The organism is Lactobacillus sp. YT155 (assembly GCF_030504545.1).
GTDB lineage: Bacteria > Bacillota > Bacilli > Lactobacillales > Lactobacillaceae > BQUT01.
This window is the reverse complement of the sequence record NZ_JAUKWP010000005.1, coordinates 111901-132850: the sequence shown is the minus strand read 5'-3', so window position 1 is coordinate 132850 and position 20950 is coordinate 111901. Positions and strand designations below refer to the sequence as shown.

Genomic DNA, 20950 nt, shown 5'->3' with positions numbered 1-20950 from the left:
AGGAGAAAAAACATGTTAAACAAATTAGCTATTAGTGGAATTAAACACCGAATTCGTGACTATGCTGTTCTTTTCTCTGGACTGGTAATTTCTAGTGCGGTGTTTTATATGTTCATGACTTTAGCAACTAACCAGTCATTTCTTAAAACCAGTACACCGGTTGACGCAACTCCAATAATTTTTGGTTTTGGAATTATTTTGTTAGCTATCATCACTTTAGTATATTTGGTTTATGCGAACGGGTTTTTAATGAGTATGCGGCAAAAAGAATATGGAATGTTCATGATGCTTGGTGCTCGCGGAAGCAAAATCGGTCGCATGATTTTTCTGGAAACAGTAATAATCGGAATGATTTCGACAGTGGTTGGGATTGTTCTAGGAATTGGATTAACTGGAGCTTTAAGTCAATGGTTGATTGACAGTATGGATTTAACGATAAAATCCTTTAATCCTATCTATCTTCCAGCAATTGGCTTCACCTTTATTTTCTTTATCGTTATTTTTGCCTTGGCAGCAATAAGAAATAGTTTACGTCTAAGAAAAACCAACGTATTGAAACTGCTTCATATGGACCAACAACCAGTAAGAATTAAAAAAGCTGGTTTTGGAAAACTTATTTTGGCAATTATCGGTGTTGGCTTACTGGCAGCTGGTTATTACTCAATGATTTTGTTGGGTAAGGGAGCAATGATTTTATTGCCAGTAGCTTTAATCACCATTGTGTTAGGAACCTATCTGGTTATTAATTCGTTATTCTCGTGGATTATCAGACTATTAAAAAGTAATCGTCGTTTCTCCTTGAAGAAGCTGAATAACTTCACACTTTCACAACTTGGTTTTAGAATTTCTGATTACACTAGAATTTTATCAATGGTAGCCATGTTATTTGCTTTAGCATTAGGTGCTATTACAGTTGGTGGACAACTAAAATCTGTCTCAGATTTCGTGGTTGGTTCTAACAACTACTACGATGCAGTGGTTCATAATATTGATGATCAGCAACGTGCCAACATTAAAAAAATCGATGTCAAAGATCAAGTAACTTATAATTACAAAATCAAAGGTAATCAGCTTTATTTCAATCTCGAACAGTTCAAGAATCATAAATTTGCTAACTACAAGATGGTTGATTATACGAAACAAGATGAGATGAAGACACCACCAGTTGAATATTATGGTTTCAGTAATAAAAAACAACAATCAAAAGCGCCAATGACTGATTTGTTCACCCAAGTAAGTCCATCTGATGCTAGCTATGTTCCTAATTTTGTGAATACTTCTGAATATCAAAAAGCTGGCGGTAAAGAACGAAGTATGACTTTCATTAAATCGAGTGGCTTTCATCAAAACTTGGCAGCCATAAAGAAAGTAGCTGTTAAGGATAAAGAAAAATATCCAACTCTGATTGATCAAAAATATCAAAACTATATGATGATTAATTCGTTCTTCTCAGGATTAGAATTTATGGGAATTTTCCTTGGAATTGCTTTTCTAGCAATGCTAGCAAGTTGTTTAATGTTCAAGATTTTATCTGGAGCTGCCAGTGATATTAAACGCTACGAAATGCTTCATAAAATGGGAACTAGAAATAACTTATTGAGAACTTCAGTCAACAAAGAAATTGCAACTTTATTCTTGATTCCTGGGGTAATGGGAATTGTCCACGTGCTATTCGGACTCCAAATGTTTAGAGTCTTCGTTATTCATCCTTACGCAAATATTCTCTTACCATTTAGCATCTTTTTCTGCTTGTACATTGTCTATTATTTTGTTACAGTTACTCTTTATAAACAAATAGTATTAAAAAAAATCAAATAATAAAATAAAAAAATCTCAGATAATGAGGTTTTTTTCTTGCGTTGAAGTATGTTTTTGAATTAAAATATTTCTAATGTACACACGCAAAATACGGAGGTGCTACGAATGTCAATGATCGAATTTCACGATGTTCAGAAGTATTATGGAAAGTTTCATGCGTTAAAAGACATTAATTTAACAATTGATAAAGGGGAAACTGTAGTGTTAATCGGGCCATCAGGTTCTGGTAAGAGTACACTAGCTAGAACAGTTAATGGTTTGGAAGATATTCAAGATGGTAAGCTAATCGTGAATGGTCGCGACCTCTCTAATCCCAAGACAAATATTAATCTTTTAAGAAAAGATGTTGGAATGGTATTCCAACATTTTAATCTCTATCAGAATAAAAATGTATTAGAAAATGTCATGTTAGCTCCAAGAATTGTCTTGAAGTTAAGTGAAGAAGAAAATAAACAACGTGCTATTGAAATGTTAAAAATGGTTGGATTAGAAGACAAGGCAGAGAACATGCCTTCACAAATCTCAGGTGGACAAGCACAACGTGTAGCTATTGCTAGATCATTAGCAATGAAACCTAAGTGTATGTTATTTGATGAACCAACCAGTGCTTTAGATCCAGAAATGATTGATGATGTGTTACAAGTTATCAAAGAAGTTGCCTCACGTGGTGACATGACTTCTCTAATCGTAACTCACGAGATGGGCTTCGCTAAAGAAGTCGCTGATCGAGTTATTTTTATGGATGACGGTCAAATTCTTGAAGACTCAGATACGAAGTCATTCTTTGCTAACCCACAAAATGAACGAGCTAAAAAATTCTTGAGCAAGATTATTTCTCACTAGTAGGAGGTCAAAAATGAAAAACAAGAAGCTTTTTTTGATGCCTTTCTTATTGATTATCCTCTTAATTGCTGGCTGTTCTAACGGTAGTGTGGCCGAGCAATCGGTTTTAGAAAATGCGAAAGAATCAAAAACTATTACTTGGGGTGTCAAAGCCGACACCAAATTATTTGGGCTAACTGATGTAAGAGATGGTCAACAAAAAGGATTTGACGTTGATATGGCCAAACTAATCACCAAGAAAATCCTCGGAAAAGATGGCAAGGCTAAGTTTGTCACAGTTACTTCGCAATCAAGAATTCCCCTTTTAAAAAATGGAAATATTGATGCCATCATTGCCACAATGACAAATACACCAGAACGTTCAAAGATTGTTGATTTTTCTAATTCATATTTTGATGCTGGGCAATCACTACTGGTACCAGATAATTCGCCAATCAAGACAACAGCTGACTTGAAGAACAAAACTGTTCTTGGAGTAGTTGGTTCTAACTCGGTTGAAAATATTAAAAAAGTTGCCCCTGATGCTAAAGTCTTACAATTACAAGATTATGCGCAAGCAATGTCAGCTTTGAAGTCGGGACAAGGTGATGCTTTAACGACTGATAATGGTATTTTGTATGGTATGGCTGTGCAAAATAAAGGATTCAAAGTTGTCGGTGGAACATTTACCAAAGAGCCTTATAGTATCGCAGTAAATAAAGATCAAAGAGATTTTGTCAAAGCTGCTAATAAGGCAATCAAAGAAATTGAAGCTAGTGGTGAATACAATGAACTAATTAAGAAGTGGTTCGGGGATGTTCCAAAATTTAACTATAAGGAGTTGTATCGCTAATGATAAATATTATATCGAATCATTGGGAAGAGCTTCTAAATGGATTAGGATGGACACTATTATCCAGTATTCTGGCGCTATTCTTTAGTCTAATTATTGGATCATTCTTCGCTATCATGGAAGTTCTCCCTAGCAAAACAGCTCGAGTTATCGGGCAAATCTATGTGGAAATATTCCGTAACATTCCGTTACTTGTTATTACCATGTTCTTCTACTTGGTAATCCCAATGTATGTGGTCAAAATCAATGGCTTCACCGCTGGAACAATTGGTTTGACCATCTATACTTCGGCGTTTATTGCGGAGACTGTTCGTTCAGGAATTCAGTCAATTGATATTGGCCAAATGGAAGGTGCGCGATCAACGGGAATGACTTATTGGCAAAGTATGCGTTATATTATCTTGCCACAAGCTTTCAAGATTGTTATTCCACCATTGGGAAATCAATTTGTTAACCTGGTGAAGAATTCATCCGTGTTAGCTTTTGTTGCTGGATTTGACCTAATGTATCAGGGGAATATGTTGGCATCAACGACCTTTGATACAATCAACAGTTATTTAATCGTTGGTTTGTTGTACTTAGTAATCACTCTACCAATGAGTTATTACATGCAACATCTAGAAAAGAAAATGGCTTAGGAGGAAGATATTATGCAAAACTTTATTGATGCTTACTCATTTATCAATTTGCGCTTCCTTCTGATGGGTCTAGGAGTAACGGTATTTATCTCGGTGGTATCCGTAATATTGAGTTTTATTTTAGGTTCAATATTAGGAATAATTCGTTACACCGAAATCAAATATCTTTCAAAAATTGTTGGTTTCATCATTGATATCATGAGAAACTTGCCGTTACTTTTAATCATCTTCTTTACATATTTTGGATTGCCAAATTTAGGATTCAAACCGGACACAATTCCAGCAGCGATTTTAGCTATGACGGTATTTGAATCGGCTATGATTGCAGAAATTGTTCGTTCCGGTATTCTGGCAGTTCCTAAGGGACAGATGGAAGGATCGCGATCGACAGGAATGACTTATTTACAGGCAATGTGGTATATTATCTTGCCACAAGCTTATAAAAAAATGATTCCAGCGATTGTTAGTCAATTCATTTCTTTAATCAAAGACACGTCGTTAGCAACCATTATCGTGGTGCCAGAATTGATGCAACATGCGCAAATTATTTATGGACAAAATGCTAACTTTATCATTCCAATGTTTGTGGCAATGTCAGTAATGTACTTTGTGGTATGTTATGGATTATCGCTACTTTCAAAAGGAATTAATCGACGAATCAAAGCTTAGAAAAGGAGTTTATTATGCATTTAATTTGGGTTTTAATCATTGGGGCAATTATCGGGGCACTAGCCGGTGCCGTTACAAAGACATCATTAGGATGGATTTTGAACATTGTGGCCGGACTTGCCGGTTCCTACTTCGGTGAAATGTTCCTCGGAAGTTGGGAACCACATCTTGCAGGAATGGCAATTTTTCCATCAATTATTGGAGCAGTAGTCTTGGTAATTGTTGCCAGTTTAATCGTAAACACTTTAAAAAGAAATTAAAAAAAAGAAGCTCAACTTAATGTTGAGCTTCTTTTATTTTGGTCAAAATGTAATAAACAATTGCGGTGATGATAATCGATACAAAAGTTGCGCCGATAGTTTGTGTTAAGAAGTCGAGCTTCTTTAAGGCAAAGTAGGAAATAACGCCAATTATCCAGGAAGCAAAGGCAATCAAGTTAATACCCTTAAAGTACCAATATTGACCAGTTTTTGAATCAAATTCATCTATTTGATAACTTCTTTTGCGAACAATAAAATAATCAGTTAAGAAGACCGCAATTTCAGGACCGAGGAACATGCCGATTCCGTCTAAGAATAACTGGAAGGTTTCTAAGAAAGTTGCTACATAAGCTGGAATAAAGGTGACAAAGGTTGCGACAATCGTAACAATCCAGAGAGCGGTTTTTAATTTCACTTTGGAGAAAATATTAGTTACGGCAGAGCCAGCTGCCATCAGATTGACCGCATTGGCGGTGGTACTAGTTAACATAATTACTACTAAAGCTAATGCGCCCAATCCAAGTTTTGTGGCGATGGTACTAGGATCGGAATTGTTAGGATCATAAGTATGGAGCGTAATTGCAGTGGCGATGGTGGCTATTAAGCCCATCAAAGCAAACCAGATTAATCCTAGGTTAGCGCCAATAAATGATGAGACTGTGGCGGCCTTTTTGGTCTTGGAGAAGCGACTAAAGTCGGCAGCTGCTGTTACCCAGGCTAAGTTAAAGGCGGCTAAAATATCAATGGCTGAACCTGCTGGTAAGAAGGATTTAGTGTGAGGTTGCCAATGAATGATTTCTGATAGAGGGACAGTTTTTAAGACAACAATTGATTCCCAAATAACAAAAATAGTTACTAAAATAATTCCGAATCTTTCAATCAAACGAACTGATTTTTCGCCTAGAGAAATACTTAATAAGTGTAGACACGACATGATAATAATGCCGGCAAAAAGGCCAACGCGGTTCATTGCTTGATTATTAATTGACCACCGAAAAATATCACGGAGGATGAACTCAACTGAGATTGCAGCAATGTAAGTATTAACTGCAGCCCAACCAATAAATTGGACGATATTGATAGCTGAAGGCAGAATCGAACCTTTCACACCAAAAGATCCACGAGTTAATGACATGGTATTTAAGCCCGTTTCGTAGCCCATGAGTGAAGTCAACGCCAACAAGACATAGGCTAAACAACCGACCACAATTAATAAAGTTGATGAAGTAACAAAGCCACAAGCGGCAATGACACCACCAATGTACCAAGTTCCGTTATTGGCGTTGGCACCAATCCAAGTAGCTAACATGTCCCAATTACTCATTGATCTTTGTTCACTAGTGATAACGTTACGTTTTTTGAAATTCATATGCTCTCCATTTCTAGAGAAGGAATTAACCAAAATAAAAAATCGCTCTAAAAAGAGCGATTTGCTAAAGGCAAATTTGAGTTAAGTCGCTCCCTTGCCAGCCTCACAGGACTGGAGTTAAAAGAATTATTAGACTAAGTTTACCTGAGGGAAGAAGTAGATGCAACGGAAAATGGTATATTTAGAGTAATAATAACTACTTAGTACATAAAAATAACCACTTAGACAAATTGAATTTATTTTACATTGTAAATATGATTATATAAGGGTGCTGAAAGGAGGAAATTTTGAAAATTAAAGTTGAAATTGATCAAAATATAAATGATACAGAAATTATTATCAAATCAGCTGAGAATACTGAAAAAGTAACAGAATTAAAGAAACAAATTAAAGAACTCATAAAGACTGACCAACAACTTTTAGTAATTGGAAATGATAAAGAATATCAGTTATCGATTGATGAAATTTTATTTTTTGAAATTTCCGACCGTAAAAATTATGTTCATACTGAAGCTGAATCCTTTATTACTAGAAAGAAATTGATGGAATTAGAAGAAATTCTTCCGAACTATTTTGTAAGGTCATCAAAATCTTCGATTGTTAATACTCGAAAAATATACTCTATTAGCAAATCAATAACGGGGACAGTAATCGGGTTTCAAAATTCGGTTAAACAACAGTATGTCTCTAGAAAATATTATCGGCAATTAAAAAATAAGTTAGAAAAAAAGGAGAATTAATATGAAACACAGATGGTTTTGGGGAATATTTTTTATATTTAGCGCAATATTCTTGATTCTCAATCAATTAGGAATAGGAATCGTATTACCTCAAATTGGATTTTGGACAATTTTATTAACAGTAATAATTGTGGCCTTTGGAATTAAAAGTTTGATGTATCGGTCTTACACAGGATTTATTTTCATGGTAGCTTTTCTGTTTATTATATATGCTAAGTATTTTGGATTGGAAAGAATTAGTTCTTGGTCAGTTTTAGGTGCTGCAGTACTTCTTTCTATCGGAGTATCTTTCATTTTTCCTCATGGGTATAGAAAGACAGGCACAAATAATAGAGGCATTCAAAATGACGACGCCACAGTAGTTAATATTGGTTCAAGATATGCCAATGACATTCGTTATCTAGATTCTGAAAACCTACAGAATGTTAATTTAAGTACTTCAATGTCAGGAGTTTCCTTATACTTTAATCAAAGGATTACTTCAAATCCAGTATTAAATGTTGATGCGTCAATGAGTAGTGTAAAAGTTTATGTTCCTCGTGATTGGAACGTAATTGTGGACGTGGATCGGTTTATGAGTGGAATTTCGCGCGAAGATATTTTCTTCGATGGTGAATTCAATCATCAACTGACAATCAAAGGAAACATGTCATTAAGTGGTCTTGAAATCATCTATAGTTAAATAATTTAAGCAATAAAAAAAGAAGATGAATCTCATCTTCTTTTTTTATTATCTACCAATATCGTAGTCATCGTTTTTCATAGCTTCAACGTTTCCTAGAAGGTAACCATTACCAACTTGTGAGAAGAAGTCGTGGTTGTTAGTTCCGGTTGAAATACCGTTCATAACAATTGGGTTAACGTCTTCAGCAGTATCTGGGAATAATGGGTTTTGTCCAAGGTTCATCAAGGCTTTATTAGCGTTATATCTCAAGAATGTCTTAACTTGCTCTGTCCAGCCGATACCGTCGTACAAGGTTTCAGTGTATTTTTCTTCGTTATCGTAAAGTTTGTAAAGAAGGTCATACATCCATTCTTGGAATTTTTCTTGTTCTTCTTCAGATAATTCGTTGAAACCTAATTGGAATTTGTAGCCAATGTAAGTTCCGTGAACTGATTCATCACGAATGATTAATTTAATGATTTCAGCAACGTTAGCTAATTTATTATTACCCAGGTAATAAAGTGGAGTATAGAATCCTGAGTAGAATAGGAATGTTTCTAGGAAAACACTAGCAACTTTCTTTTCTAATGGAGTACCTGTTTGATAAATACCGTTAATAATTTCAGCTTTCTTTTGTAGGTATTCATTGTGGTTAGTCCAGTCAAAGATTTCATCAATTTCTTCAGCAGTGTTTAAAGTACTAAAGATTGAAGAATAACTTTTGGCATGAACAGATTCCATGAATTGAATGTTGTTTAAAACAGCAGTTTCTTCTTGAGTTCTGATGTCATGTCTTAGTTGGTCAATACCATCTTGTGATTGCAAAGTATCAAGTAAAGTAAGTCCACCGAAAACGTGACCTACAAGATCTTGTTCTTCTTTGCTTAATTCACGCCAATCATCCAAGTCATTTGATAGCGGAATACGGGTATCTAACCAGAATTGCTCAGTTAGTTTTTCCCAGGTTGCTTTATCGATTGCATCTTCGATTTGGTTCCAGTTAATCGCTTCATAATACATTTCTGCCATGAAAAATCTCCTTTTAAACGCGTTTTAAGTAACAGAAATCTCTGCCTAAGTTAATTTTAAAGTAACTTCTTGCGAAATTATTCAAAATCATCTTAGTACTCGATTCCTCCCGTTACTTGTCACGCTCTCATTTTTAAACGCGTTCCAAGAAGCAAAGATTTCACCTAATTTATTTAATCAAACCACTTCTTACGAAGTAATTTAATTAAATTTCGTTAATGCTCAATCTTTAAACACTTCTTGTCACGCTCTTTTTTATATAATACAGCTTTCGCAGTCGTTACTTCCAACTTCATTATCATCATCTGTAAATGTACGGACGTAATATAGTGATTTGATACCTTTGTAGAAGGCATAGTTTCTAAGAATATTTAGGTCACGAGTTGATTGTTTTTCGTCAGTCTTCCAGTCGTAAATTCCTTCTGGAATTGTTGATCTGATGAAGAGTGTCAAACTCATTCCTTGATCAATATGTTGTTGTGCTGCGGCGTAAATATCAATAACTTTACGCATGTCAGTATCATAAGCAGATTTGTAGTACTTGATGGTTTCGTTATCTAAGAATGGAGCTGGGAAATATAATTTACCGTTTTTCTTTTCTTGTCTTTCTTCAACTAAACGAGTGATAGGTTGTAGACTAGCACTGGTATTATTGATGTAAGAAATTGAACCAGTAGGAGCTACAGCTAAACGGTTTTGGTTATATAGTCCATCTTTTTGAACTTTTTGCTTCAATTCTTCCCAATCACTAGGAGTAGGGATGAAGATTCCATCAAACAATTCTTGTACACGTTTTGTCTTTGGAGCAAAGTCATTTGAAGTATAAGTGTCAAAGTAAGTTCCATCAGCGTATTTTGATTTCTCAAAATTATGGAATGATTCGCCACGTGTGCGAGCAATGTTGTTACTTTCAACTAATGTCCAGTAGTTAAGTAGTAGGAAGTAAGTTCCGATAAACTCAATTGCTTCTTCTGAACCGTATTCGATATGGTGTTTAGCAAGGTAAGTATGAAGACCCATAGCACCAAGACCAATTGAATGACTTAATTCGTTACCGTATCTAATTGAAGGTACAGCTTCGATGTTTGAAGCATCAGAAACATAAGTTAAAGCACGAGTCATTGCAGCTACTGATTTACCAAAATCAGGACTTTCCATCATATTCAAGATATTGGTTGACCCTAGGTTACAACTAACGTCAGTTCCTAGTTGTTCATATTCTTGAGCATCATTTAGGAATGATGGAATTTGAACTTGTTGAATTTCAGAACACAAGTTACTCATGATGATTTTTCCATCAACTGGGTTAGCACGGTTAACGGTATCAATATTCAGAATATATGGATAACCTGATTCTTGTTGGAGCTTACTGATTTCGTTTTCAAGATCGCGAGCACGAATCTTATATTTCTTGATATCGTTGTTAGCAACCATTTTGTCATATTCTTCAGTAATATCAACGTATGAGAAAGGAGTTCCGTAGATTCTCTCAACATCGTATGGACTGAATAAGTACATGTCTTTATCTTCACGGATTAATTCATAGTACTTATCAGGTACGATAACACCTAATGAAAGTGTCTTAACACGGATTTTTTCGTCGGCATTTTCTTTCTTGGCTGACAAGAATTGAATAATATCCGGATGGAAAACGTTCAAATAAACGGCACCAGCACCTTGTCTTTGACCAAGTTGGTTACTGTAACTAAAACTGTCTTCAAGTAACTTCATAACTGGGATTACACCACTAGAAGCACCTTTAATTCCTTTAATAGGAGAACCAGCTTCACGCAAGTTAGATAGGGTAATACCGACACCACCACCGATACGTGATAGTTGAAGTGCAGAGTTGATTGCACGACCAATACTGTTCATATCATCGGTGATTTGAATTAAGAAACAAGAAACAAACTCTCCACGACGTTTACGACCAGCATTCAAAAATGTTGGAGTTGCTGGTTGATAGCGTTGAGAAATCATTTCTTCGGCGATGATTTTAGCTTGAGTTTCATCACCTTTAGCGTACATAAGCGCATTAAATAGAATACGCATTTCATAATCTTCTAGATAATATTCACGGTCGTTAGTCTTGAGAATATATTGATTATAAAGTTTGTATGCGGCCATAAATGATTGAAATTGGAAGTGTTGATCTTTGAGGTGATTGTACAAATCCTCAATGAAAGAAAGTTGATATTCATTCACAACTTCTTCTTCAATATAATCATTATCAATCAAGTACTTGATGTGATCAGAAAATGAGTCAAATTTTTTGGTATTTGGCTCAACGTTTTCTTTAAAGAAAGCATCAATAGCTTCTTTATCCTTATTCAAAGGAATTTTTCCGTCAACAGGACGGTTGATTTCATTATTTAACTCAAAATATGTAACGTCTTTTACGTCTAAACTATTTAATCCCAATTGTATTCACTACCTTCTTAAATTCTTCAACATCTCGGTCAGTACCATTAAATTCATATTCATATAGAACAGGGATGTTTAGACCTTTGGCAATGTCTTTACCTGTGTGATTGAATAGTTCATTAAAGTTACGATTTCCGCTACCGACAACTCCCACAATGTTTTTACGATTAGATTTGTATCCAAGAAAATCAATTACAGGGTCCATCATATCGTCGTCATATGATGGAACAACCAAAATAAAAGGCCGACCCATTTCGTAGAAAGGATCGGCGTCATTTATTTCATATGCTTCTAAACCGGTTTTTTTAATAAACCTTCTGGTTTGTCCGGTTACTGTGTAGTAAGCAATATTAGGCATACTTAATCAACGAGACCCTTCAAAGCATCTGGACGGAATCCAACAATTGGATTGTTATCATTTTGCATAACGACGGGTACGCTTTGATAACCTAGTCCTTTTAGATAATCAATATATTCAGGTTCGTTGCTGACATTGATTTCTTGAAAGTTCACATTGTGTTCTGATAAATATCTTTTTGTCATTTTGCATTGCATGCAATTATTTTTACTATATACAACTATATTATCCATAATCTTTTCTTCCCAAATTCGTTTGTAATTTTTTTAATTAATTTATATGACTAGTATACGGCTTTAGCAAAAAAACACAATATATTGTGTTACTTTTTTTTGTAAATACATCATAAGGGATTGTTCGGACTTAGTGGCTGTAAGGTTTAATCAAAATATTAAGAATTCTTTAACTGTTAGGAAGGTGTTGAAACACAAGATATAGTGGTTGTAAAAAACGATTGATACTAGAGAATTTGTTTAAATTGTTAAAAAAACTTTCATAAAAATAGTCAAAAAGAAGAGACATATCGGATGAATTTAGGAAGAGATATGTTAAAATTTAAAATAAGTTTTACAAGGAGTTAATTATGGGATCAATTTGGAACGTTATCGGAATAATTGCATGGATTATTTTAATCGGCTGGTTTGTCTTTATTGTACAAAACGTTAGAAAACGTCACTTGAAAATGATTGTCGTCGACAAGAAGAAGTTTTCTTGGAGTGGTGCAATAATTGATATTGCCGAAATTGCGGTTTTGCTAGCTGGTTTTATCTTTATGGTAACAGTGACATTCTTTAATCGAGTTGATGTAAATGATAGTCAACGAGTAGAGATTTCATATAGTTACAAACCGTTAGTTGTTCAAACTAATGGATACACCGGTTATTTTGTTCAAAAGAAAGCTTTTGATAAAGCATCATTTGATGAATATACTTTCTGGCAGACAAATGCTAAATATAAAGTAAGTAGTAAAAATGCTGTAGTTATTGATGATGAAAAAGATTTAAAAACTACTATTAATAATTACCCTTGGGATAAAAAAGCCTTGCTAAAAGCCAACAAAGATAACCAAGGTGCTTTTGTGGCAAAGATGAAGGGTACATATAAGAATAATTTCTTGAACGGGTTAGGAATGCATGCTGGAAAAAAAGCCAATGAATATTGGGTGATTAAAATTCCAGCAAGTAATTTCGTGAAAGAAAAATAAAAAAGACTCAAACGAGTCTTTTTTATTTGGCAATTTTCATATTGTTAATATTGACGATGATTTTGTGGTTTAATTCAGCCACGTTAGGATCATCATCGGGATCGTTACTGACAATTTCTAGTAAAGCAGAATTTTCATAAACCTTTTCGATTTTGCCCATGAAAGATTTTTCCATATCTTCTTCGACTTTTCCTTCAACGAAATCGCCAACTTTTAAATCTTCAATTTTCATCTTCAACAACTCCTATTTCTTGAGTGAAATAATAACGATAATACTACTATATATTTAAGATATTTACAATTTATTAAGTTTCTCACCAATTTAACAAAAATTAACTATAATATATAGAAACAATGGAAGCAAAAGGAGTATGTAAATGGTTTGCCCAAATTGTCAACAACCGATTGAACCGGGACAAAAATTTTGTCCAAACTGTGGGTTCAAAATATATAACGAACCCGCTGATCAACAACAATCTAGAACTAGAAGAAGACAAGAAGAATCCTCACCACAAAAACAAACAATTAATGTGTATTCAAACTATGCAAAGAATAATCCACTGTTATTACTCTTAGGAATTATTATCGTAGGACTATTGAGTTGGTGGAAACTAGTCGTTGGCGGAATTGCTTTTGCGTTATTTGTATTGATGTACTATCTTCGTGCGGGTGCAACTAATGGTGGCAAAGAAAGTCTAGAGACTAGAATTAGCAGTGCAGGTAAAAAAAGTACTGTCGTTGATGAGAATGGCGAAGTTCAACAAGTAGCTAGAAAACCAAGATTTTTAAGATTATCCAATGTGGTAGTTTTAATGATTAGTTCGTTAGTGACTTTAGGTGCAAGTTTTGTGGGAAACTTTATCCGAATTGATGCATCAACAACCAACTTTGACACGGCAACACCGATGACAATGTACGATGCTTTAAATCTTGGTGGAGTAGCTGCGAAATTAACTAATGCCTTGGGGTTACAATTTGACTTACAAGGACTGTTACTAATTGGATTTTACATTCTAATCTTAATACCAATCTTAGTAATTGCCCTAACCTTCTTAGGTGGACGCTTTATGAGAACGTTACTTAGCTTTTTACTATTTGCTATCTACACGTCTTCACTAATTTTTATTTATTATGAAACTTCTAGATTAAGGCAACTTGGTTTTAGTTTGGGATTGACCCCAGGAATTATGTTTTTTGTAATAATTCTTTCAACATTTGTAATGACAGTTTATTCATCAAAAGTAAAAAGAAGCTGAGAAATCAGCTTCTTTATTTGTCTTCAAAATGATAGTATGAATAGATATTACAAACGAGGAATGAAGTATGTCGACGAAGAAAAAAGTTGTTGTTATTACCGGAGCATCAGGTTCTGGAAAATCAACATTGGCTCAAAAACTTGCTGAAGATTTAGGAATAAAACCAATTATCACTCATACCACTAGACCGCCTCGAAGCTATGAGCAAGATGGAAAAGATTATTATTTTGAAACCGAAGAGACTTTTTTTAAGAACCATTTAGTTGAAAACGTTAAGTATGGAAACTATCGCTACGGATCTTCAAAAGAAGGATTGGAAAAAGCTTGGGAACATAACGATATAGTATCAATTGTTGTGGAAACTCAGGGTGCAAAAACTTATCTCGATACCTTTAAAGATCAAGTAATTGCCATTTATTTAGCGGTCGACTCAATTGAAGAACTAAAAAAGCGGTTAATTAAGCGTGGTGATGACCCTCAGAAAATTGAACAACGTCTAAAAAGTGATGAATTAAAGCGTGATTTAGAAGTGCCAAATTACTTGCAAGGTCGAGTATATGAAGTGAAAAATAATAATTTTAATAAAATGTTAAGCAAAGTTGAAGAAATAATCACTGAAGAAACTCGTTGAACGTTGATATATCAAGGTTTGCCTCTGTAACATGATTGTAAAGTTATATTAATTGTTTATTAATGGTTTTCGAGCAGTGTGATTGGTATGCTATTCAGCGTAGGTTAATAAAATAATTTAAATAAAAAACTCTTTGTAAGGGGATTGAATATTGAAAAAGAATATCTTAAAGAAAAGTATCATTGGTGTTTCAGGTTTAGCTTTGTTATCAGTTGCTGCTAACGAAGTATCAGCTGCAACACAAGGAACTGTTAGCTATAAAGAAGGTGCTACAACAGTTTGGAATAGCACTGACAAAGGTCAAAAAGTTAAGTCATACTTAGCTCAAAACCAAAAAGTTAACATTACTGCTGAAAAACAAGTATTTGGTGAAAAATGGTACAACTTAGGTAACGATAGCTGGGTTGCTGCTAAATATGTTTCAACAAATTCAGCTGCAGCACCTGCTGCTTCAACAGCTGCAACATCACAAACAGTTACTGGTAAATATGCAAATGGTGCTATCACTATTTGGACAGACGCTAACTCAGGTGTTGCTACTGGTAAATATATGTTTAACGGCCAATCAAAAGCTGTTAAATCAACAAAATCAGTAAACGGTTCAACATGGTACCAAGTTGACGGTGGATGGGTTTCTGCAGAGTTTGTTTCAACAAACGGAACATCAGCACAAGCTGCTACACAAACTCAAACACAACAACCAGCTGCTCAACAACCAGCAGCACAAACTCAAACACAACAACCAGCTGCTCAACGTCCAGCAGCACAAGCACCTGCACAATCAAACAATAACGCATCACAAGGTGCTTCAAATGGTTCATCAGTACCTGGCCGTCGTAGTGCTGCACAAGCTATCAGCATTGCTAGAGCTCAAATTGGTAAACCATATGTATGGGGTGCTAAAGGTCCTAACGCATTCGACTGTTCAGGTCTTGTATACTACGCATACGGTTCAAGTGTTGGTGGATACACAGTAGCACAAGAAAGTGCTGGTAGATCAGTTTCATTGAACGCATTACAACCTGGTGACCTTCTATTCTGGGGTTCACGTGGTGCTTCATATCACGTAGCTATCTACATCGGTGGTGGACAATACATCCATGCTCCACAACCAGGACAAAACGTTAAAGTTGGAAGTATGCAATACTACATGCCACAATTCGCTGTACGTCCATAAAGATAATAAATATGAAATTAAAAACAACTCCATCGGAGTTGTTTTTTTGTACTCAAAATTTGAGTATAAAAAAAGACCTGCAGAATGCAGGTCTTCATTTGTATTACAAGTTTTCATCCATATTAAAGGTTAACTTAGAAAGTCCGATACCTTTAACGTAAAGTGAATCCATGAATTTCATAGCCTTAGTTCTCATTGAAGCAACTAGTGCTTGGTTTTGTTTGGTTAAGAATTCAGTTAGCTCGTCACCTGAATAATTCTTAGCTTCAGAATCTGTTTTGGCAACGCTAGCACGAAGTTCTTGACGACATGAAATTAAGTAGTCAATGTTGTCTTGAATGTAAGCTGAGTAGTTTGATTCTACTTGTACACTTAATGCTTTGTACATCCAGTAGGCTTTATTCATATCAAATTCAGTAGTTAAGTTCTTAAAGCTTTCTTCGGTATCATTCATATTAGTATAGAAAGGAATGAACGGTGTGAAAGTTGGATAACCGATACACAACCACATAATGGCAGCATATTCTTCGGGAACATCGTTTCTGATTTGTAGTACGTGAGCATTTTGAGTTCTATTCAAACCAATTGGACGATATCTCTTCTTGTCAGCTTCTGAGCCATGTCCCAATGGGTCAAATTCCGTTTCATTATAATGTGAACCTAAGAATTCTTCGATATCATCAACGCTGAACTTGTGGTCAGTTTTCATAACGAAAGGTAATTCAGTATCTTCGGGATCTTGATCTAATTCTGGATTAAATAGTTTTTGACCATACCATTGTCTAGGTGTGTTGTAATGACGATCTTTTAAGTTGCTTGTTCCAAAGATGTGACGGAAGTTAAAACCGGTTTGATCGGTGTTCAAGTGATATTGTTCAACAAATTCTTGAATGCCTTCAGACCACATGAAATTCTTAGGATCATTGAAGTCAACTTGTGTAATAGCAACACGGTTTCCAGTTATAGCGTAGCTATCGTCCGGAATTCTTTGAGCAACCCAGTGATGTCCAGTAACGATTTCCATATACCAGATATCATCTTTGTCAGAGAACAATACTGAGTTTCCAGCAGGTGAACCATGTTTTTTGATGAGTTCACCTAAGCGTTGAACACCAGCTTGAGCTGAATCGATGAAAGGCAATACCATACGAACGATACAGTCTTCATCTAGTCCATCTTTTACCAAAGGGTCGTAAGCTAGAGCCCGTTCGTTACCATAAGTACTTTCGGTACCACTCATGGCAACGTTCTTACCATTGATACCACTTTCGTCATAATAACCTTTATTTTTGTAGTCAACATTAGGAACACCTTGCCAACTATAATTATCTTCAGGAATTTCTTCTTCAAAGCCGTTAAGCCAAGATTTTACTACACGTCCCTTTTTTCCTGTTTCAGCTGGATGAAAGTCGAAATTATGTGGTGCAACTGCGAAAAATGTGTCATCATTTCTGGCAATCATTGTTGAGCCATCCATCGAAGCTTTTTTGCCGACCAACATTGTGGTACAGGCACTTAATTGTTTTACCATTATATATAGACCTCCAATTGTCAATATATTGATTTTACCACAATCAGAAAGTTTACTAAAAAATCTCCCATCGAGAATAAAGGCGAACAATTTATTGGAATTTATGAAAAATAGTTCATATTTTGATTGTTTGAGAACTTTTGAAGTGGTAATATAGAAATACAAATTTTAAATTTACGGATGATTGGAGAAATAATGGAAGCTAAGAATGAAAATGTATCATTTATCAAAAATGCCATTTTAGGATTTCAACATTTATTAGCAATGTATTCAGGAGACATTCTGATTCCTTTATTGGTTGGAGCAACTTTAGGATTCAACGCTCAACAAATGACATACTTGATATCGGCAGATATCTTTATGTGCGGAATTGCTACGTTACTACAATTAAAGAGAACACCTTTAACAGGAATTGGGTTGCCAGTTGTTTTAGGTTCAGCCGTCGAGTACGTAACACCGCTACAAAACATCGGTGTTAATCACGGAATAGGTTATATGTATGGCGCTATTATTGTTACCGGTATTTGTATTTTCTTAATTGCTGGTGTTTTTTCAAAACTAAAAAGATTTTTTCCTACTATTGTAACAGGATCTTTAATTACCTTAATTGGATTCACTTTGATTCCAGTAGCTTTTCAAAATCTTGGTGGTGGTAATGTTAAAGCAGCCGACTTTGGTAATTCTACAAACTTATTCTTAGGTTTTAGTACTGTTTTGATTATCATTTTAATCAATATCTTTGGAAAAGGTTTCATCAAGCAAATTTCTATTCTAATTGGAATTGTGGTTATGAGTTTTGTGGCTCTTGCTATGGGTAAAATTGGACTTGATCCAGTTAGTTCTGCTCATTGGTTTCAAATTCCCCAACCATTCTACTTTGCAACACCTAAGTTCGAATGGTCATCCATCTTAATCATGTTACTGGCAGCTTTAACATGTATGATTGAGTCAACAGGAGTATTCTTCGCCTTAGCTGAAATTACTGGTCGAGACTTATCGGAAACAGATTTGAAACATGGGTATCGTGCGGAAGGAATCGCCGCTACATTAGGTGGAATTTTTAATACTTTCCCTTACTCAACTTTCTCACAAAACGTAGGTGTGGTTGAAATTTCTCGAATCAAATCAGTTGTTCCAGTTTTCTATTCGGCAGTTATGTTGATGATTTTAGGACTAATTCCTAAGATTGGCGCAATTGCCACTTTGATTCCTACCTCAGTTTTAGGAGGAGCAATGTTAGTTATGTTCGGAATTGTTGGTGCCGAAGGAATAAAAATGCTCAGCAATGTCGAAATGACTAGCAACAATTTATTAATTATCGGAGTTTCGATTGGAATTGGTGTCGGTGTCAGTGTTCAGCCAACCTTACTTCAATCATTACCTGCTACTTTACAAACAATCTTAAATAATGGACTAGTAGTAGGAAGTTTCACTGCTATTATCCTAAACTTCCTATTAAATGAAGTAATGAACAAAAAAGCTGCCTAATCAGGGGGCTTTTTTATTTGCAATAAAGGGGCCTTGCATAATTTTGGTATAGTTGCTATGGTAGTTCCATACAGTAAACTTAAAGGAATTGGTATAGATTAATTATGGATAAAATAACTTCGAAAGTTATGCATGAGTATTTTGCCAATAAAAATAATGTAAAAACCGAAATTATCAACTTGTCGGCAATTTTGAACTTACCAAAGAGTACAGAAGAATTTGTTAGTGATATTCATGGTGAATATGATGCTTTTGCGCACATTTTCCGAAATGGTTCGGGGAATATTTTTCAAAAGATTCACGAAAGATTTGGTCAAGAGTTGTCGCTGACTCAACAAAAAGAATTAGCTTTTTTGATTTACTATCCTAGTGAGATGGTAGAAAAGGAGGTTAATGATGGGCGTTACTGGTATGAACAAAACTTTTATTTCTTAATTGAACTGTTAAAAGTCGTGGGTAGTAAGTACACTCGTTCGAAAGTTCGTAAAGCACTCAACCCAGATTTCATCTATATAACTGAAGAACTTTTGTATATTAATGAAGAAGATATTAATAAGGATGAATATTACCAACAAATTGTTGATAATTTGATTGATTTGAAGGTGGCAAAGGAGTTCATTATTGCTACAGCTCATACCATTCAAAAACTAGTTGTGGATCGTATCCATGTAATTGGCGATATTTATGATCGTGGACCACATCCAGATTTAATTGTCGAAAAACTGATGAAGTTCAAAAATGTTGATTTTCAGTGGGGAAACCATGATATTTTATGGCTTGGTGGGGCAATGGGAGCTCCGCTTTGTATCGCAAATTTGATTAGAATTAGTGCGCGATATAACAACTTGGATATTTTGGAAGACAGCTATGGTATCAATTTACGTCACTTGTCGATGTTTGCGGATCGAAATTATGAAGTTAATCCAAGTTTTAAAACAAAAATAGAAAACCGCCGTCAGATTTCTGAGGCAGAGTTGCGACAAACGAATAAAATTCAACAAGCGATTGCTATTATTCAATTTAAACTAGAGATGCAAGCTATTAAACGACACCCAGAGTTTCGGATGGATGATCGCCGAGTATTAGAAAGAATGACTGCTGATTTTAAATCAATAAAGCTAGACGGCAAAGTATATCCAATTGAAAATGGATGCTTCCAAACGCTTGATGTTAATGATGTGGCGGCATTGACTGCTGAAGAACAGGAAATTTTAGATGGATTAATCAATTCATTTGTTACTTCATCACAGCTAAAGAAACATGCGGATTTTTTGATTAGTCATGGAAGCATGTATTTGAAATACAATAATAATTTGTTACTACATGGCTGCATTCCAGTTGATTCAGAAGGAAATTTTGAAAGTTTCGAACTTAATGGCAAACGCTATCAAGGTAAGGAATTATTTGAGTTTTTCGAAGAAGTATTGAAGAATGGGTTTCAAAACTTATCCCAAAGAGATGAAAATACTTCAGACCTACTTTGGTATTTATGGACTGGAGCAAGGTCGCCGCTCTTTGGTAAGCAAGCGATGAAGACATTTGAAAGATATTTTATCAGTGATGAAAACACTCATCACGAAAAAAAGAATTCATATTACAGTTTGCGCCATCAGGAATGGTTTGTTGATCGAGTTCTAACTGAGTTTGGGCTTGATCCTGCAACAGGTCATGTCATCAATGGACATACTCCGGTGAAAAAAGGTCATTCGCCAATTATGGCCAATAAGAAAATGTTTGTAATTGATGGCGGGATGTCCAAACCATATCAAAAAACCACCGGAATTGGTGGCTATACATTACTCTATAATTCATATGGTTTTCAACTAGTAACTCATGAACCGTTTGTTACACGACAACAAGCGATCGCTGAAATGACTGATATTGTTTCAACCAAAAAAGTTGTGGCTAAAGCAGAGCGGAGAATGACGGTTGCGGATACTGATATTGGTCAAGAATTGAAACAAGAAATTACTGAATTAAAACAAGTGCTAAAAGAATATTAAAAAAGCCTTCCGTAAA

Annotated in this window: 21 protein-coding genes; 14 read left to right on the top strand and 7 right to left on the bottom strand. The window is 35.1% G+C overall.

The annotated features are described in order from the left end of the window. Positions 1 to 12 precede the first annotated feature (12 nt). The 6 genes from Q2T76_RS07000 to Q2T76_RS06975 all read left to right on the top strand — a co-directional run bounded on the left by Q2T76_RS07000 (position 13) and on the right by Q2T76_RS06975 (position 5060). Positions 13 to 1818, top strand: a complete 1806-nt coding sequence (locus Q2T76_RS07000) for an FtsX-like permease family protein (protein ID WP_302084820.1) — start codon at positions 13 to 15, stop codon at positions 1816 to 1818. 105 nt (positions 1819 to 1923) lie between these two features. Next, positions 1924 to 2661 (top strand): amino acid ABC transporter ATP-binding protein, encoded by a 738-nt coding sequence (locus Q2T76_RS06995; protein ID WP_302084819.1) that lies wholly within the window; start codon positions 1924 to 1926, stop codon positions 2659 to 2661. Positions 2662 to 2674: 13 nt separating this feature from the next. Then, positions 2675 to 3493: a glutamate ABC transporter substrate-binding protein gene (locus tag Q2T76_RS06990; protein WP_302084818.1), complete on the top strand. Its 819-nt coding sequence runs from the start codon at positions 2675 to 2677 to the stop codon at positions 3491 to 3493. After that, positions 3493 to 4131 carry an amino acid ABC transporter permease gene (locus tag Q2T76_RS06985; protein WP_302084817.1) on the top strand — a complete coding sequence of 213 codons (639 nt, stop codon included), beginning with the start codon at positions 3493 to 3495 and terminating at the stop codon, positions 4129 to 4131. The genes Q2T76_RS06990 and Q2T76_RS06985 overlap by 1 nt, the downstream gene beginning before the upstream one ends. 12 nt (positions 4132 to 4143) lie before the next feature. Continuing rightward, positions 4144 to 4800: an amino acid ABC transporter permease gene (locus Q2T76_RS06980; RefSeq protein WP_302084816.1), complete on the top strand. Its 657-nt coding sequence runs from the start codon at positions 4144 to 4146 to the stop codon at positions 4798 to 4800. 14 nt (positions 4801 to 4814) lie between these two features. Then, positions 4815 to 5060: a GlsB/YeaQ/YmgE family stress response membrane protein gene (locus Q2T76_RS06975; protein ID WP_302084815.1), complete on the top strand. Its 246-nt coding sequence runs from the start codon at positions 4815 to 4817 to the stop codon at positions 5058 to 5060. Between the two features lie 16 nt (positions 5061 to 5076). Here the strand turns inward: Q2T76_RS06975 and Q2T76_RS06970 are convergent, their stop codons facing one another. Beyond that, positions 5077 to 6429, bottom strand: a complete 1353-nt coding sequence (locus tag Q2T76_RS06970) for a cytosine permease (protein WP_302084814.1) — start codon at positions 6427 to 6429, stop codon at positions 5077 to 5079. Between the two features lie 287 nt (positions 6430 to 6716). On the opposite strand from Q2T76_RS06970, the gene Q2T76_RS06965 reads away from it, so the two are divergent. Then, a complete protein-coding gene (locus Q2T76_RS06965) occupies positions 6717 to 7169 on the top strand; it encodes a LytTR family DNA-binding domain-containing protein (RefSeq protein WP_302084813.1) in 453 nt (150 codons plus the stop codon). Position 7170: 1 nt separating this feature from the next. After that, positions 7171 to 7851 carry a hypothetical protein gene (locus Q2T76_RS06960; protein WP_302084812.1) on the top strand — a complete coding sequence of 227 codons (681 nt, stop codon included), beginning with the start codon at positions 7171 to 7173 and terminating at the stop codon, positions 7849 to 7851. Positions 7852 to 7899: 48 nt separating this feature from the next. Here the strand turns inward: Q2T76_RS06960 and nrdF are convergent, their stop codons facing one another. From nrdF to nrdH, 4 genes are all read right to left on the bottom strand, one after another. Then, the gene (nrdF, locus tag Q2T76_RS06955; RefSeq protein WP_302084811.1) at positions 7900 to 8862 is read right to left on the bottom strand and encodes a class 1b ribonucleoside-diphosphate reductase subunit beta; all 963 of its coding nucleotides are present in this window, start codon (positions 8860 to 8862) and stop codon (positions 7900 to 7902) included. A 255-nt stretch (positions 8863 to 9117) separates the two neighbouring features. Then, the gene (nrdE, locus tag Q2T76_RS06950) at positions 9118 to 11283 is read right to left on the bottom strand and encodes a class 1b ribonucleoside-diphosphate reductase subunit alpha (protein WP_302084810.1); all 2166 of its coding nucleotides are present in this window, start codon (positions 11281 to 11283) and stop codon (positions 9118 to 9120) included. Continuing rightward, positions 11270 to 11644, bottom strand: a complete 375-nt coding sequence (gene nrdI / locus Q2T76_RS06945; protein WP_302084809.1) for a class Ib ribonucleoside-diphosphate reductase assembly flavoprotein NrdI — start codon at positions 11642 to 11644, stop codon at positions 11270 to 11272. Before nrdI ends, nrdE begins: the two co-directional genes overlap by 14 nt. A 2-nt stretch (positions 11645 to 11646) precedes the next feature. Beyond that, positions 11647 to 11877, bottom strand: coding sequence for a glutaredoxin-like protein NrdH (nrdH, locus tag Q2T76_RS06940; RefSeq protein ID WP_302084808.1), 231 nt, complete (start codon positions 11875 to 11877; stop codon positions 11647 to 11649). A gap of 350 nt (positions 11878 to 12227) precedes the next feature. Between nrdH and Q2T76_RS06935 the strand changes: the two genes are divergently transcribed. Beyond that, positions 12228 to 12848 (top strand): LVIS_2131 family protein, encoded by a 621-nt coding sequence (locus Q2T76_RS06935; RefSeq protein WP_302084807.1) that lies wholly within the window; start codon positions 12228 to 12230, stop codon positions 12846 to 12848. A 22-nt stretch (positions 12849 to 12870) separates the two neighbouring features. Here the strand turns inward: Q2T76_RS06935 and Q2T76_RS06930 are convergent, their stop codons facing one another. Next, positions 12871 to 13080 (bottom strand): DUF2187 domain-containing protein, encoded by a 210-nt coding sequence (locus Q2T76_RS06930; RefSeq protein WP_302084806.1) that lies wholly within the window; start codon positions 13078 to 13080, stop codon positions 12871 to 12873. Positions 13081 to 13225: 145 nt separating this feature from the next. Between Q2T76_RS06930 and Q2T76_RS06925 the strand changes: the two genes are divergently transcribed. The 3 genes from Q2T76_RS06925 (at position 13226) to Q2T76_RS06915 (ending at position 15912) form a co-directional block, all read left to right on the top strand. Beyond that, positions 13226 to 14104, top strand: a complete 879-nt coding sequence (locus Q2T76_RS06925) for a zinc ribbon domain-containing protein (RefSeq protein WP_302084805.1) — start codon at positions 13226 to 13228, stop codon at positions 14102 to 14104. Between the two features lie 67 nt (positions 14105 to 14171). Then, positions 14172 to 14735 carry a guanylate kinase gene (locus tag Q2T76_RS06920; protein WP_302084804.1) on the top strand — a complete coding sequence of 188 codons (564 nt, stop codon included), beginning with the start codon at positions 14172 to 14174 and terminating at the stop codon, positions 14733 to 14735. A 151-nt stretch (positions 14736 to 14886) separates the two neighbouring features. Next, a complete protein-coding gene (locus tag Q2T76_RS06915; RefSeq protein WP_302084803.1) occupies positions 14887 to 15912 on the top strand; it encodes a C40 family peptidase in 1026 nt (341 codons plus the stop codon). Between the two features lie 103 nt (positions 15913 to 16015). On the opposite strand, the gene Q2T76_RS06910 is transcribed toward Q2T76_RS06915, so the two are convergent. After that, complete coding sequence (locus Q2T76_RS06910; RefSeq protein ID WP_302084802.1) at positions 16016 to 17443, bottom strand: C69 family dipeptidase; 1428 nt, start codon at positions 17441 to 17443, stop codon at positions 16016 to 16018. A gap of 195 nt (positions 17444 to 17638) precedes the next feature. Between Q2T76_RS06910 and Q2T76_RS06905 the strand changes: the two genes are divergently transcribed. Together Q2T76_RS06905 and Q2T76_RS06900 are read left to right on the top strand one after the other, a co-directional pair. Continuing rightward, positions 17639 to 18931 carry a nucleobase:cation symporter-2 family protein gene (locus Q2T76_RS06905; protein WP_302084801.1) on the top strand — a complete coding sequence of 431 codons (1293 nt, stop codon included), beginning with the start codon at positions 17639 to 17641 and terminating at the stop codon, positions 18929 to 18931. A 104-nt stretch (positions 18932 to 19035) separates the two neighbouring features. After that, on the top strand, positions 19036 to 20934 hold the full coding sequence (locus Q2T76_RS06900) for a fructose-1,6-bisphosphatase (protein ID WP_302084800.1): 1899 nt from the start codon (positions 19036 to 19038) through the stop codon (positions 20932 to 20934). Positions 20935 to 20950: the final 16 nt, after the last annotated feature.

Bases quoted from the DNA above. Each gene is read 5' to 3' on its own strand.
- Q2T76_RS07000 (WP_302084820.1), top strand. From the start codon at position 13: ATGTTAAACAAATTAGCTATTAGTGGAATTAAACACCGAATTCGTGAC.
- Q2T76_RS06995 (WP_302084819.1), top strand. From the start codon at position 1,924: ATGTCAATGATCGAATTTCACGATGTTCAGAAGTATTATGGAAAGTTT.
- Q2T76_RS06990 (WP_302084818.1), top strand. From the start codon at position 2,675: ATGAAAAACAAGAAGCTTTTTTTGATGCCTTTCTTATTGATTATCCTC.
- Q2T76_RS06985 (WP_302084817.1), top strand. From the start codon at position 3,493: ATGATAAATATTATATCGAATCATTGGGAAGAGCTTCTAAATGGATTA.
- Q2T76_RS06980 (WP_302084816.1), top strand. From the start codon at position 4,144: ATGCAAAACTTTATTGATGCTTACTCATTTATCAATTTGCGCTTCCTT.
- Q2T76_RS06975 (WP_302084815.1), top strand. From the start codon at position 4,815: ATGCATTTAATTTGGGTTTTAATCATTGGGGCAATTATCGGGGCACTA.
- Q2T76_RS06970 (WP_302084814.1), bottom strand. From the start codon at position 6,429: ATGAATTTCAAAAAACGTAACGTTATCACTAGTGAACAAAGATCAATG.
- Q2T76_RS06960 (WP_302084812.1), top strand. From the start codon at position 7,171: ATGAAACACAGATGGTTTTGGGGAATATTTTTTATATTTAGCGCAATA.
- nrdF (WP_302084811.1), bottom strand. From the start codon at position 8,862: ATGGCAGAAATGTATTATGAAGCGATTAACTGGAACCAAATCGAAGAT.
- nrdI (WP_302084809.1), bottom strand. From the start codon at position 11,644: ATGCCTAATATTGCTTACTACACAGTAACCGGACAAACCAGAAGGTTT.
- nrdH (WP_302084808.1), bottom strand. From the start codon at position 11,877: ATGGATAATATAGTTGTATATAGTAAAAATAATTGCATGCAATGCAAA.
- Q2T76_RS06935 (WP_302084807.1), top strand. From the start codon at position 12,228: ATGGGATCAATTTGGAACGTTATCGGAATAATTGCATGGATTATTTTA.
- Q2T76_RS06930 (WP_302084806.1), bottom strand. From the start codon at position 13,080: ATGAAAATTGAAGATTTAAAAGTTGGCGATTTCGTTGAAGGAAAAGTC.
- Q2T76_RS06925 (WP_302084805.1), top strand. From the start codon at position 13,226: ATGGTTTGCCCAAATTGTCAACAACCGATTGAACCGGGACAAAAATTT.
- Q2T76_RS06920 (WP_302084804.1), top strand. From the start codon at position 14,172: ATGTCGACGAAGAAAAAAGTTGTTGTTATTACCGGAGCATCAGGTTCT.
- Q2T76_RS06910 (WP_302084802.1), bottom strand. From the start codon at position 17,443: ATGGTAAAACAATTAAGTGCCTGTACCACAATGTTGGTCGGCAAAAAA.
- Q2T76_RS06905 (WP_302084801.1), top strand. From the start codon at position 17,639: ATGGAAGCTAAGAATGAAAATGTATCATTTATCAAAAATGCCATTTTA.
- Q2T76_RS06900 (WP_302084800.1), top strand. From the start codon at position 19,036: ATGGATAAAATAACTTCGAAAGTTATGCATGAGTATTTTGCCAATAAA.